At 52.4% G+C, this 13,906-nt stretch carries 12 protein-coding genes; 3 read left to right on the top strand and 9 right to left on the bottom strand.

What is annotated here, in order from left to right; genetic code table 11:
* Positions 1-2: 2 nt before the first annotated feature.
* The 9 genes from LZ24_RS05310 to LZ24_RS05270 form a co-directional block, all read right to left on the bottom strand.
* A complete protein-coding gene (locus LZ24_RS05310) occupies positions 3-1,478 on the bottom strand; it encodes an SLC13 family permease (RefSeq protein ID WP_144683106.1) in 1,476 nt (491 codons plus the stop codon).
* 87 nt (positions 1,479-1,565) lie between these two features.
* Positions 1,566-2,000, bottom strand: coding sequence for a response regulator (locus tag LZ24_RS05305; protein WP_144683104.1), 435 nt, complete (start codon positions 1,998-2,000; stop codon positions 1,566-1,568).
* 170 nt (positions 2,001-2,170) lie between these two features.
* Entirely contained in the window at positions 2,171-3,382 is a 1,212-nt protein-coding gene (locus LZ24_RS05300; RefSeq protein ID WP_144683102.1) for a response regulator, read from the bottom strand.
* Positions 3,383-3,638: 256 nt separating this feature from the next.
* A complete protein-coding gene (locus LZ24_RS05295; protein WP_144683100.1) occupies positions 3,639-4,235 on the bottom strand; it encodes a sensor histidine kinase in 597 nt (198 codons plus the stop codon).
* Between the two features lie 15 nt (positions 4,236-4,250).
* Positions 4,251-4,631: a response regulator gene (locus LZ24_RS05290; RefSeq protein WP_144683098.1), complete on the bottom strand. Its 381-nt coding sequence runs from the start codon at positions 4,629-4,631 to the stop codon at positions 4,251-4,253.
* Positions 4,628-6,388, bottom strand: coding sequence for a sensor histidine kinase (locus LZ24_RS05285; protein ID WP_144683096.1), 1,761 nt, complete (start codon positions 6,386-6,388; stop codon positions 4,628-4,630). The genes LZ24_RS05290 and LZ24_RS05285 overlap by 4 nt, the downstream gene beginning before the upstream one ends.
* The gene (locus tag LZ24_RS05280; protein WP_144683094.1) at positions 6,378-6,737 is read right to left on the bottom strand and encodes a NifB/NifX family molybdenum-iron cluster-binding protein; all 360 of its coding nucleotides are present in this window, start codon (positions 6,735-6,737) and stop codon (positions 6,378-6,380) included. The genes LZ24_RS05285 and LZ24_RS05280 overlap by 11 nt, the downstream gene beginning before the upstream one ends.
* A gap of 9 nt (positions 6,738-6,746) precedes the next feature.
* Positions 6,747-8,129, bottom strand: a complete 1,383-nt coding sequence (locus LZ24_RS05275; protein ID WP_144683093.1) for a sigma-54 interaction domain-containing protein — start codon at positions 8,127-8,129, stop codon at positions 6,747-6,749.
* Between the two features lie 96 nt (positions 8,130-8,225).
* Positions 8,226-9,230, bottom strand: coding sequence for a tRNA dihydrouridine synthase (locus LZ24_RS05270; protein WP_246118522.1), 1,005 nt, complete (start codon positions 9,228-9,230; stop codon positions 8,226-8,228).
* 559 nt (positions 9,231-9,789) lie between these two features.
* On the opposite strand from LZ24_RS05270, the gene LZ24_RS05265 reads away from it, so the two are divergent.
* From LZ24_RS05265 to LZ24_RS05255, 3 genes are read left to right on the top strand one after another with little or no spacing between them, the layout of a single operon-like run.
* Positions 9,790-10,674: a molybdopterin-binding protein gene (locus LZ24_RS05265; RefSeq protein WP_144683089.1), complete on the top strand. Its 885-nt coding sequence runs from the start codon at positions 9,790-9,792 to the stop codon at positions 10,672-10,674.
* 14 nt (positions 10,675-10,688) lie between these two features.
* Entirely contained in the window at positions 10,689-12,692 is a 2,004-nt protein-coding gene (locus tag LZ24_RS05260; protein ID WP_144683087.1) for an ATP-binding protein, read from the top strand.
* Positions 12,692-13,711 (top strand): FAD:protein FMN transferase, encoded by a 1,020-nt coding sequence (locus LZ24_RS05255; protein WP_144683085.1) that lies wholly within the window; start codon positions 12,692-12,694, stop codon positions 13,709-13,711. Before LZ24_RS05260 ends, LZ24_RS05255 begins: the two co-directional genes overlap by 1 nt.
* Positions 13,712-13,906: the final 195 nt, after the last annotated feature.

Raw genomic sequence — 13,906 nt, 5'->3', positions numbered from 1 at the left:
TGTTATCCCAGCATGGAGACGGGCATCCCCATCAGGGGCCAGATGACCAGAATAAAGAGACTGAGTACAGCCAGTAGCAGAATACTGGCGATAATACCATATTTAAAGAACTCTCCTGTGGTGAACTGGCCGGAGTTATAGGCAATGGCGTTGGGTGCGGCACCCACCAGCAGGAGGAAGGGCATACCTGCGGTGACAAGGGCTGCAAAGGTGATAACCTCGGGAGCCACATTGAGGTAGGGCGCAATGACAAGGGCCACCGGCATGGAAATGGCAATGGCAGCCACGTTCATGATGAAGTTGGTCATGGCCAGAACAAAAACGGCCATACCCATGACAAAGACAAACCAGTGGGCCTTTTCAAAGAGGGTGAGCCAGTGTACGGCCATCCACTGGGCCGCCCCGGTCTGCCAGAGGCAGAAGCCGATACTCATGGCACCGCCGAAAAGGAGAATGATATTCCAGGGTACGGATTCCAGATCCTCAATGGTGAGGATGCGGGTGGTGAAGAAAATCAGGGTGGTGATGAGGATGAGGCCGGTTTTATCCAGCTTGCCCAGTGCCGGGATGAAGCTTCCTAAAGACATGATGGCTATACAGGTGATGACCACGGCAGCGGCAATGATTTCCTTGGATGTGATGCCACCCTGCTGGGCGGCCAGCTCCGCAGCCCTTTCACGGACGCCTTCAATTTCCTTTTTTTCCGGGGGAAGGAGAAGGAGCATCATGCCCCAGATGAGGAAGGCCATGAGCCAGCCCACGGGAGCCATGTAGTAGGTCAGCTCGAAGAAGGAAATTTCACGGCCGACAATGTCATTGTAAAAGCCTAAGGCCACAGGCGCACGGGCCGCACCCAGCAGGGTGACGATACTTCCGGCGCCAGCCACATAGGCCATGCCGATGAAAAGGCCTTTGCCGAAATTGCTGGGCTTGGAAGGATCATCGGAGTACATGGCATAAACGGCCAGCAGCAGGGGGTACATGGTGGCTGCCACGGCGGTGTGGGCCATGAAATGGGTGAGGGCTACGGTGATGAGAAAGCAGCCCAGCATGATGAGGTGGGTTTTCTCCCCCACAATGGAGAGCATTTTGTAGGCAATGCGTTTGGTCAGTCCTGTTTTGGTAAAGACGATGCCGATGATGAGGGAGGCAAAGATAAACATGACCGAAGGGGTCATGAAGTCTTTAAAGGCATCATTGGCGGAACGCACATGGAACATGACCTGCATGACACCGATGAGGATACTGGTAATGCCGATGGGTACAACTTCAAACACCCACCAGGTGCCTGCCAGAAGGAAGATGGCAATGGCGCCCTTGGCTTCCTTGGAAAGGGTGAAGGAGGCACCCATAGGGTCCACGGCATCGGGGAAGGGGGGGGCCCAGTAAACGATGCAGAAAAGAAAGAGCCCCAGAAACATGAAAAAGAGGCGTTTGTAGTCAACCTGAGCCTTTTGAACGGCAGCAGAGGCACTCATAATAATCACTCCTTGAATAATATTTGGATGATGGATTCTGATTTCAGGAAAGCCCCGGATTTACCGGGTCTGTCCCCAATGAAAAAATTACCAGCCCTTATGCTGGATGATGTTATCCGTTTCTGCTTTCTGAATGCGATCCTCATGGCTGGCCTTGACTGCGGCAGCTTCTCTGATTTTTAAGGCAAGGGTTTCGGCCTCCGTGGGTTTGATGAGGAAATCATGGGCCCCCTGTTTCATGCCTTCAATGGCCGTCTCCACCGTTGCCTGCCCTGAAAGAAGCACAACCTGCATCAGGGGATTGATGGCCTTGATCCGTTTTAAGACCTCGATGCCGCTGAGACCGGGCATGAGGATATCCAGTACCACCACATCGGTTTCATGGGGGTTTGCTGTAATGGCTTCCAGGCACTGATTTCCGTTGTAAGCCTTGCTTACATTGAAATCCCGCATGGTAAGCCTCTGGGCGAGGGTATCCACAAAGGGGGCCTCGTCATCCACGAGCATGACTCTGATTTTCATTTTTTCTCCTTGGCGCCTGCGGACATCTAAGCCCTTAAGGGTTTCGGGGACCCTTAGGGACTGTTTTATTCCACAGGGCAGTCTGTGGGAAGATCTCCCTGTAATTTTATACGTTTCTTATATTTTTTATGGTCAACATCCATAGGAATGCCTTCGGTGTTTTTCATGTGTCATGGTGTTTCCCGCCTTTTAAGGATACGGGCATGGGCTTCATTGATGACGGCCTTCAGTTCATTGATATCCGCAGGCTTCTGGAGGCAGGCAAAGGCCCCCATGTCCATGCAGCGCTGCCGGTCAGTCTCCGAACCATGGCCGGAAAGAATGATGATTTCTATCTCCGGGTAGCTTTGCTTTGTCCTGCGGAGCACCTCAAACCCATTGATGCCGGGCATCATGAGATCCAGAACCATGACATCCGGTGCATCCTCTTCCAGCAGATCCAAAGCCTCTTGTCCGGAAAAGACCGCATGGCTTGGATATTCCCTCATGCGCAGGCGTTCCGAAAGTGTCTGGACAAATTCCTTTTCATCGTCCACCAGAAGAACCTTGCAGGCCACGGCAGCATCGTATCTGTGGTAGTTTCTGGCATCGGCGGATACGGGTCCCATGCAGATTTCCACCTCCTGCACTCCGGGAGATGCCCTGACAATGCTGTGCAGTTCTTCTGCCAGTTTTGAGGGTCTGGGAAATTTTTTTTCTATGGTGGGGCGGCCCCTGCCCTGAAAAACATCCACCGCCACATCGTGGCCTGCCAGATTGAGTTCAAGCTCCACCCTTGTCCTGAGGCGGAAATCCTCCATGGCCCAGCGGCCTTCTTTTGTAATCTGGTGCCGGGGCTGCGCCATGGTTTCAAGGATTTCTTCCAGGGGATTTTCTGCCTTGTCCATGGTCAGCATCATATGGAAGTGGTCTTTATCCATGGACGGTTTTTTCCAGAGGTGGCGGGTCCAGAGGGCGGTGATGGTGTCGTGACGGCGGATTTCTTCTTCGGCTTCCTTTTCCGTGGTTCCCATGGCTCTGGCCTGCATGATCCGCCACCTGTGGCCTGCTGTGATGTGAATTCTCAGAACATGGCTCAGGGAGAAGGGGAGAAGCAGGGCCGTATGGCCTGTAAAAATCTGGCCTTCGGTTTCCAGGAGGTCGGCAAGGGTGGCCCTGAGGCAGGCGGTGGCATACTCTTTTTCGTGGGTAAAATTATTGAATACACTGGTTCCTGAGTAGAGGGCTTTTTTAAGAGTCGCAGGTTTGATGTGGTGTCTGAGGGAGCAGCGTTCGATAATATCCGTATCCCGGAAGAGTCGGGAGCGGGTTTTCTGGCAGAGATCATCCACCAGAGACTCGCTTCCGGCATACCGAACACTGAAAAGGGAAAGGATGGTCATGGATGCTCCTGATGCGTTCAAAGGATGATGCTGTCCTGTTTTCGGATTATTTCCTTAATGCAAAGGCAGGGCCAAAGGTCAGGAGATTCTGGGTTTTCAGTTTTCCTGTCTATTTAAGTATTTTGATTTTAAGGTTATTTTTATTGTGTGTGGGGTGGCTGTTTTTGGGGGTGCGGTCGGGTCGGGGAAGAAAAGGATCTGGGCTTGAGACTTTATGAGACAAAAAGAAACAGGGTGTTTTGGTTGTTTTGGCACATTATGAACCGGTGTTGTGGGATATACGAATGCTGCAGGTATCACCTGTCAGGAGGAAGGCCCCGGTCAGTTTTTTCTGCACCGGTTCGGCAAAAAGGCCTGATACATGGAAGTATATCTCTGATTTTTCTGTAAAGGATACGGGGATATGGCTGTCTTCGGGAAGGCTCAGGCAGTGTTCCAGCGCCTGAAAGAGGGCCGCATAAAAATAGAATTTTGAGGCCGTGATATGGATGGGGTTCCCCCTTGTTTCAGGTACAAGGGTGATGCGCCGGATTCTGCACAGACGCTCCGTCAGTTGGAAAAAATCAGCGGCAGCCTCCTGGATATCGATACTTTCCTCCGGGTGGTCGGAGCTGTGGGCAAAGCGGTTAAGACGGTCAATGAGCTGGCTTCCCCTCTGGATCTGATCTGAAATGGCCCTGAAACCGCTCTGGATACGCTCTTCCCCGCTGATTTTTTTCCCCTGATCCTGCAGGGACATGATATCCTGCATCAGTCCGCTGGTTTCCCGGATCACCGCCAGAACATTGCGCAGCTCATGGGTAACGGAAGCGGTGATTTTTCCTGCAAAATGGATTTCCTCAAAATGACGCATTTTAAATTTCTCCCTTCAGGGCTGCACTGTATCCGGTACGGCTTCCTGGATTTTTCGGATCAGCTCTTCAATGTTTAATGGTTTCATAAGGTAATCAAAGGCACCCAACCGCATACCCTCCATGCCTTCTCTGGTGGAACCGTGGCCCGTTAGCAGGATCACCGGAACGGTGGGCTGGATTTCCTTGAGCTTTGCCAGTACTTCCAGGCCACCGATGCCAGGCATCATGAGATCTAGAAGTACAAGATCAAAGGTGTCTGGTGTGAATATGGAAAGGGCTGTTTCTCCGTCTTCGGCAATGGTGGGGGAAAACCCCCGGATTTCAAGCCTTTCTGCCAGGGTCACCACAAATTCCTCTTCATCATCCACGAGGAGAATGCTTAAGTTTTTTTTCATTCCTTTTCCCTTTCATCCGCAGGATTTTCTGCTTCACTGCTTTTGCTGTTTCCTTTCAGGGGCAGGGAAATGGTAAAGGTGCTGCCTTCTCCCTCCTTGCTGTTGACCTGTATGGTTCCGCCCAGTTTGTTGATGATTCCGTAGGTGATGGAAAGCCCGAGACCCGTACCGCTGCCCTTTTTGGTGGAAAAGAAGGGGTCGAAGATATGTTTACGGATTTCTTCATCCATGCCGCAGCCATTGTCTTCTATGGAGACCAAAACCTTTTTTTTGCGGATTTCAAACCGGGTGCGTATTTTTATGCAGCCGCCGTTTTCCACTGCGGCAAAGGCATTGGTGAGTATATTGAGGAAAACCTGCTGCAGCTGACCCTTGTCTGAAACAATGGGCGGCAGTTCCGGAGACAGAAGCAGTTGCATCTCGATCTGGCGGTAGCTGGCTTCCCTTTCAAGGAAGCCAAGGGTATCCCTGAGAACGCCGTTGAGGTCCAGTTTTTCAAACTGCACGTCAATGCGCCTTGCAAAACCAAGGAGTCTGTGGGTGATGGTCCGGCAGCGCTCCACGGATTGCAGGATGTTGTCCGTAAGGGCCATGAAGCGGTCCTGACGCTCAAAGGGTTCCGAAAGCCCCACAAGGTCCTGCATCAGCCCTGCCTTTTCATTGATGATGGCCAGGGGATTGTTGATTTCGTGGGCCACCCCTGCGGCCAGACGGCCAATGGAGGAAAGTTTCTGGGTATGCTGCAGCTCCTGTATGGCCGTGGCCCGTTTTTCATCGGAATTGCGGATGCGTTGCACCAGTACGTCGGCAACGCCCACCACGGCGAGGATAATGGCCACAACGCCAACGCCGAAAATGATGAGCATCTCCACCTTCATGGCATAGAAGCTGCGAAGAAGAACGGAAAGGGGCTTGACCAGCACAAGGGTATAATCCGTGCGTACTGGCGCAAAGGCCACAAGCACTTCTTTTCCTGCGGGATCTATGGTTTTGATGGTGTGGGTTCCGTGGATGCCCGGCGGGATGTCAAAGGGGGATTCTTCCAGTATTTTTCCGTAAAAGCGGGCATTGGTCTGGAGAATGCCATCGGGATTGACGAGAAAGGCGTCAAACTCCGGCCGCAGGGCCATGCTGGCAATGAGGGCTTCGTATCGGCCCGTATCCAGCGTGGCCCGTATAAACCAGGTACTGCCATCTTCTGCCATGCGTTGCACGGCAATGACCACATGGGGAAATTTTCTGTAGCCCATGAAAACATCGGAAATATAGACTCCCCGGACGGACGCTTCCTGGAAAGATGGCTGCTGGGAATAGTCCTTCCCCAGAAGCTTGTAGGGTCCTGCATAACTTACGAGAATCCCATCCTGATTAATAAGTCCCAGATCCACAAAGCCCACAAACTCCGAGCGCATGGTCCTGAGAACCCGTTGCAGGGTTTTTTCGTTATGGAGTTCATCATAGGTATAGGCGTGGGCAATGAAGCGGACGGTGGAGAGGCGTTCTTCAATGAAAAGCTCAAAGGCGTGGCGGGTATCTTCTGCCATGACCTGGATGGGGCGCAGTATTTCACTTTCAAGGTTGGCCCTGTAGAGGCTGTAGTTGATGCCCGCCATCAGGGCAAGGGGAATGATGCAGACAAGGCACATGATGAGGATGATGTTGCGTTTTAAAATGACATAGCGGTGGGGGGAGATGCTGTCTTCGGGAAAGGTCAGCATGGAATTGACGGCTTTGTGCCAGAGTTTTCTAAGAAACATCTTTCCCCTCCATGCGGCGTGTGTGAAGGCACTGGCCTGCCCTGAGCCGACCTTCCATGAAGAGTTCCGAAGCCTTCTGCCAGGGGCCCATCACGGAATCCAGAACGGCCACTTTTTTCCATGAGAGATACTGATAATATTCTTCTTCGATGCCACCGCATATGAGGGTAGCGATGCCATCGCTGAGGATGAGATGGCAGAGCTGTTCCGCAGAAGCCTGGGGAAGCACCATCATGCGCTCTTCCGGTGTGGGGTTGCCCACCTCCCGGATGAGAATCACCACTTCCGTTGCCAGATCAAAACGGGGGGCAATGTCCTGCCCGTAAATGGGGATCAGTATTTTATCCATGCTTTATCCTCATGCGTTAATGCCGTACTGCTTGATTTTGCGCCACAGGGTGCTGCGACCCCAGCCAAGGAGGACGGCGGCCTTGCTTTTTCTGCCCCCTGCCTGAATCAGTGCATTAAGAATCATCTGTCTTTCCACCGTATTCCATGAGGCTTCCGGGTTTCCCTGATGCAGCATCACGGAGGGTTTTTTTTCCTGTGCGGTTTCCAGGCCGGATATGGGGCAGGTCAGATAGGCGGGCAGGTGGCAGGTATTTATGGTGCTGCCAGCGCAGACATTCACCGCATACTCCACAATATTTCTCAGCTCCCGCACATTGCCCTCAAAGGAATAGGCCAGAAGAATGCCAAGGGCATCCGGTGCATAGCCCCGGATACTTTTTTTGAGCTGGCGGTTGAAGGCATTCAGAAAATGATCCAGCAGCAGACGGACATCATCTTCCCTTTCCCGCAGGGGGGGCAGGTGAACCCTTGCCACATTGAGCCTGAAAAGGAGATCCTGACGGAAGGCTTTTTCCTGAACCATTTTTTCAAGATTTCTGTGGGTGGCAGCAACAATGCGTACATTGGCGGGAAAGCCTCGGGTGCTGCCCAGGGGAAAGATGATGCGGTCATCGAGAAAGGTTAAGAGCTTTACCTGAAGGCTTAGGGGCAGATCACCTATTTCCGTGAGAAAGAGGGTGCCGCCATGGGCCAGACGGAAGCGTCCGGGCTTGTTTTCCTGGGCGCCGGTAAAGGCCCCTTTCATGTGTCCGAAAAGCTCGGATTCCAGAAGGGTTTCCGGCAGGGCACCGCAGTTTACCTTGATAAAAGGCCCTCTGGCCCTCTCGGAGCTCCGGTGAAGGGCCTCTGCTACTAAATCCTTGCCCGTTCCCGTTTCTCCTGTAATGAGGACAGAGGCATCACTCTGGGCCAGAACCGGCAGAATCTGAAAAATTTTTTCCATCTGGGGGCTGCGGCCAATGAGGCTGGAAAAGCTGAAGGCCTTGCTCTGTTTTTCTCCCAGCTGTTTCAGGGGCCTTAAATCTTCCAGGGTTTCAAGAAATCCTCTGGGGTTACCATGGGCGTCGCACAGGGGGGCTGCGGTCATGCGTACGGGAATGCGCTGGCGGTCTCTGGATATGATGTCTGTTTCAATGCTCTGGGATTCCCCCGTTTCCATGGCCTTTTTTACGGGGCAATGCAGCATGCACTGGCGGCTGCGGAGGATATCCCGGCAGGGAAGACCCAGAGCCTGATCCGAAGAAAATCCCGTAAGGGCCTCAAATCCGTGGTTGACACAGATAATGCGCCTTTCCCTGTCCGTGACAAAGACACCCATGGGAATGTGGTTCAGAAATTTCTGAAAATCCAGATCTGTCTGAAAAAGATGGTTGATGTGGGGTGTGGGCATGGCAGACTCCGCCCTTTATGAAAGCGTTGCGTTTCCTGATGATATTCTTATGGGCTACCTATTATAAAGAAGGTCTTTTTTGCAAGGATTCTTTTTTTACACCATCAGGCTTCCGTTGGGTGCATGGGAGGCCTGCGGCCTGTCTGCAAAAACCTCAAGGATGCGTTCTTTAAGTATTTGTCCGTTTTCTGCGCTGCGGATACGGGCGTGCATGCGGTGGCCAAAGGGATAGGCCGCCATGGCATAGGGAAGGATTTTTTTAAAAAGCCTTAAGCCCCTGAGCTCCCCGAAATGACGGCAGCAGTTTGTGTGTATGGAAAGGAGAACTTCTGCCGTATCCGGAGGTCCGGCAAGTTTTCCCGTCCACAGGGCAAAGAGCCAGGGCCTTGCGGCGGCCATGCGTCCGATACTGAGGCCATCGCAGCCTGTTTCTTCCAGCATTTTCAATCCGTCTTCCGGAGTAAAGACATTGCCGTTGCCAAAAACCGGTATGGATACGGCTTCTTTGACGGCTTTGATATATTCCCATCTGGGCCTTCTGGATCTGCGGTCCGGTGCCACTCTGGGGTGGAAGGTGAGAAAGTCGCATCCGGCATCTTCCAGTCTTCGGGCCAGTTCAAGGGTTTTTTCCGGTTTGTCCTCCCATCCTGTGCGGAATTTTACGGACAGGGGGATGGAGACGGCGGCCCGTACTTCTTTTACGATGGCAAGGGCCTGATCCGGATTTTTGAGGAGTGCCGCACCGGCTCCCTGCTTGCAGATGGCAGATACGGAACAGCCGAAATTCAGATCCACACCAAAAAACCCTTCGTTTTCTATCCTCCGGGCGGCCTTTGCCATGGCAAGGGGGTCTGCACCGAAAATCTGGCAGACAAGGCTGTCCAGTTCCTCCGGCTGCCAGCGGAAAACTTCGGAGATGGCCGGGTTTTCGTGGGGCAGGGCCTTTGCGCTGCACATTTCCGTAAAAAGGAGGCCGCAGCCGCCGAAGTTTCTTATACACTCCCGGAATGCCACATGATTGATACCTGCCATGGGTGCCAGAAAAATGCGGGAGAATACGGTTTTTCCCCGGATATCCATGGGGCTTTTCAGTTTTTCCATAAGTATTCCGGAAGATGCGGGGTCGCATGAAAAAGGCATGTTGCTTGACGCTTTCGGGTTCGGAGGGTTAGAGTAAGGAATTTTATATTAAACTATCATAAAAGGTCTGATAGTATACCTTGGATTGATTTTTTGGGAACGGTATTTTTCCTGTGTTCCCTTCAGAAGTACCTGACTGTTCAGCACAGTTTTCCAGGTACCATAGCTGCCAAACAGATGCACGGCACCCTGGCTGTTTGCCCGTGACGCAATCTTATTCGGGAGTTTCTTGCCCTGTGCGGAAGCGGCAAAAACTCCCCGCCACAGGCAGGATAAACTTTTTGATTACCATGGCAGGCTTGAGCACGCTGCCTTTGTGGCGGCTCAGACAGTTTGCCGCTTCTTTCGCACAGGCCTTCAAAGCTCTGATCCGAAACGATTGCAACGTCACTTGCAAACAGCCAGAGCGCCTTGCAATAACAGCGAAGCTGCTGCAATTTCAGTATTGGAGTTTCAGAATAAACTGTGCTGAACAATTACAGGAGTACTTGCTTTTACCCATCCACTCAGGAGGTGACAGGTGCGTCTCTTTTTTGCCGGATTAAGCATTCTGTTTTTTCTTTTCATGGTCAATGCCGTTTCTGCGGAAAAAGGCCCTGAGATTACGGTTTTGGCGTTTCAGAAGGAAAAGATTTCCTTTGTCAATACGGATCTTTCTGTCAGGGTTTCTGAAATTGCAAGTCTGGATCCCAATTTTCCCGGCAATGAACTCCGGACCTTTCAGGGAGCTTTTATTGGTGATCTGGTGGGAAAGGATGTGGAAAGTGTGACCCTGCTCAGTGAGGACCAGTATATGGCTTTTTTTCCCATGGACTTTGTCCGTGAAAAAGGGGGACTTCTTGCCTGGTCCGAAAATGGGAGGCCGATTTCCCGGGCCCGCGGTGGTCCGCTGAAGGTGATTTTTGAAAAGAAAGAGAAGCTTCACCCCTCTGTCAATGCCTGGTATGTGAGGGCTCTTGTTCCGGGAAAAGGTCAGGGCGTTCCCCTGCGTCTTATGAAGGGGGATGCGGTGTATCCTGTATCCGGAGATGGGGTTTCGGAGTCGGGTATGGTATTCCGGCACATGCTGGTACCGGTTCCCAAGGGCTATCGCCATACGTCCCCCGGCCATGTTGGAAAACAGGAACTCCGGGGGTTTATTGTGGAGGATCTTTTAAAAAGCAAAGGCCTTTCCTTTGACGCCCTGACCTTCAAGGCACTGGCGGGACGGGATCTGCGCCTTGAAAGGAATGAGGTGGAAGGAAAAGAAATTTTTCTTTTTTCCCATAAGGACGGTGTGCCTCTGTCGGTTCCCTGCGGAGGCCCATGGTTTCTCTGGGTTCCCCCCCAGCAATATCCCCAGCTCGCAGAAAGGCTGCCCAATCCGGATACGCTTTTTTTCATCCATGAAATTGTTCTGGAATAAAGGGGGAGGGACGGATGAGGCATAAGCCCAGCCTGCGCACCAGAATTCTTTTTATTGTGACCCTGCTGATTTCCGTTCAGATTTTTCTTCTGGGAATTTTTATTTCCCAGAAGGCGGGGAAAGCCCTGCGGGAAACCAGCTACGGGAGAATTCATTTTGTTGTCAATGAAATTTCCCGGCGCAGCGGCCAGCTTTTATACCATGCCAACTGGGCCAATCTGGCGGTGAATCTCAGCCATGATTTTTTCAATGATCCCGACCTCATCTATTTTTTTGTTACGGATCCCGAGGGGATCATTATCCTTGCCCAGGATGATGCCCTGCTGGATATGCCGGAAGATTCCGTGCTTCCGCTAGATCCCGGCAGTTATAGCCTTGCCGATGAAAGGGATCTGCACCTCTTTCCCTATGGTGGAAAAAAATCTTTTCAGATTCGCCATGCCCGCCTGAATCAGGCTGTCGGATATATGGGCGGGGAGCGGGGAAGAGCCGGAGAACCTGTTTTGGATGTGATCCGGCCCATTCATTATACAGGAGAGGTCATGGGCTATCTGCGCATGGGTTTTTCCACGGAAAAGCTGCGCCAGCAGCTTACGGGGCTTTATCTGATGACCGGTGCAGGAGGTCTTTTTATGCTGCTGACCCTTGTGGGCAGCATTGTTCTGGTCCTGAACCGCCATCTCCGCCCCCTCTCCGAGATCACCAGCGAACTGGCCCGTCTGGAGGGGGCAGACTCTCCCCTGGTGCTGCGCCAGCGGCTGGAAGAGATACGACCTGAGGATGTGAAGGTGACGACCCGTGAAATGGAAGCCCTTCGGGATATTTTTGTAAGGATAGGCAGGCAGCTTGCGGATAATTTCATTCAACTGGAACATCTCATGGAAAAAACCCGCATTCTTGCTTCTCAGGCCCATTCGGCCAGTGAGGCCAAGGGGCAGTTTCTGGCCAACATGAGCCATGAGATCCGTACACCCATGAACGGGGTCATTGGCATGGCGGAGCTGCTTCTGGAAACAAAGATGGATCCCGTGCAGAGAAATTATGCCGAAATGATCCGTTCTTCAGGGGAGGGGCTGCTTGAAATTATCACAAGGGTGCTGGATTATTCCAAAATGGAGGCCGGATGTGAGAATCTCAGTCAGGAGCCCTTTTCCCTGCGGGATTTGATGGAAGAAAGCCTTGATGTACTGGCCATTTCTGCGGCGACCCGGAAAATTGGCCTTACCGGATGGATACGCCGGGAAATTCCGGATGCCCTTGAGGGAGATGCCCTGCGGCTGAAGCAGGTGTTGGTTAATCTTTTGGGCAACGCCGTGAAGTTCACGGAAAAAGGCGAGGTCTGTCTCAGGATTACCATGGAAAGTGAATCCGAAAAGAATCTGATGCTGCGTTTTGAGGTTGCGGATACGGGGATTGGTGTTCCCGAAGATGCAGGGGATGCCCTGTTTAAGCCCTTTTATCAGGGAGATTCTTCCATGAGCCGCCGCTACGGGGGTACGGGGCTGGGGCTTGTGATTTCAAAACAGCTTGTGAATCTCATGGGTGGAGACATGGGGTTTGCCGCCAGAGAGACCGGGGGCAGTGTTTTCTGGTTTACGGCTGTGCTGGCTAAGGGGATGAAAAGCGAAGAGAGGGTTTCCCGTTTTCTGGCTGGCAGGAGGGTGATGCTTGTGGTGTCCCATCCCCTGCTCAGCTCCCAGCTGGAAGCTTATTTTCAGGAATGGGGAGCAGCCGTGGATTTTTCACCTTCAGTGCAGGTATTGAAAAAACTTCCCTCCGATAAAATGAAAGCCTGTTGTCTGATTCTGGTGGATGAGGATGTGGAAGGCTTCGGACTTTTGGCCGGGGAGGATTTTACTTTCAAAAACGGATTGCCTCCCTGGGGGCTTTTATCTTCAAGGATGTTCTGTCCGGGTAGTGGCACCGTGGGAGGGGAATTTGCTTTTTGTCTGCCACGGCCTGTGAAACATGCGCAGCTGCGTCAGGCTGTGATGGATCTGATCAGACGGGAAGTGTGATGAAAATAGTTTTTAAAGTGCTTTTTTTTCTTTTTATTTCGGGTGTTTTATGGGGATGCGACCGGGCGCGCATGGAAACTTTTTCCGGCAATACCATGGGCACCACTTGGCAGGTGAAGTGTCTTTTGCCGCCATCTGTGGACAGGGAAGCCATGGCTGGTCTTCTGAATGCGCGCCTTGGGGAAGTGAACCGCTCCCTTTCCATTTATATTCCCGACAGCGGTGTGTCCAGATTCAATGCCCTGAAGGCAGGGGAAAAAATGCAGCCGGATTTTTATCTGAAAAGGGTGCTGGAAGCCGCCCGCAGGGTGCATGACCTGACGGAAGGGGCGCTGGATCCTACGGTGCTGCCCCTTGTCAATCTGTGGGGGTTCGGGCCCGAAGGTTACAGTGAAAAAATTCCCGGTGAAGAAGAGCTTGCCCGTGCACGATCGCTGGTGGGATTTGACCGGGTTATATTTTATGGGGATGGTCGTATTGGAAAAGAAAAAGATGGTGTGAGTCTGGATCTTGGTGCCATTGCCAAGGGCTACGGGGTGGACCTCCTGGCCGAGGTACTGGAAGGGGCTGGCGTTAAACAGTATCTTGTGGAGATCGGTGGTGAGGTCCGGGTGGCGGGATGCAGGCCCGATGGCAGTCCATGGACCCTTGGCATCACCCGGCCTGTGCCCGGCGCCACGCCTGCAGATCTTGTGCTGCGGCTTGAAACGTGCAAGGGTTGCCTTGCCACCAGCGGAGATTACCGTAATTTTTTTGAGTCTGGCGGCAGGCGTTTTTCCCATATTCTGGACCCGGTTTCGGGCAGGCCTGCGGATACAAAGATTATCAGTGCTTCGGTGCGCCATGAAAGCTGCATGGTGGCCGATGCCTTTGCCACGGCCATTCCTGTCATGGGTATGGAAAAGGCACAGAAAATGGTTCTGGGGCTTGATGGGGTGGAAGCCTTTATTATAAAGGAAATGGAAGATGGCCTTGCGGAAAGCTGGATGAGTCCGGGTTTTATGGAGAATCTGCCTTGACCATGGCGCATCGGATATTAAAGAAGCGGGAAGTGGGAATCTTTCAGATCTTGTAACTGTTCAGCACAGTTTATTCTGAACTGCCAATGCTGTAATTACAGCAGCATCGTACTGTTGCAAGGCTCCGTGGCTATTTTCAAGTGACATTGCAATCGTTTCGGATCAGAGCTTTGCAGGCCTGTGCGAAAGAAGCGG

Source organism: Desulfobotulus alkaliphilus, assembly GCF_007830435.1.
Lineage (GTDB): Bacteria > Desulfobacterota > Desulfobacteria > Desulfobacterales > ASO4-4 > Desulfobotulus > Desulfobotulus alkaliphilus.
The sequence above is the reverse complement of the archived record's forward strand: the minus strand, read 5'-3'. Positions and strand labels throughout refer to the sequence as shown.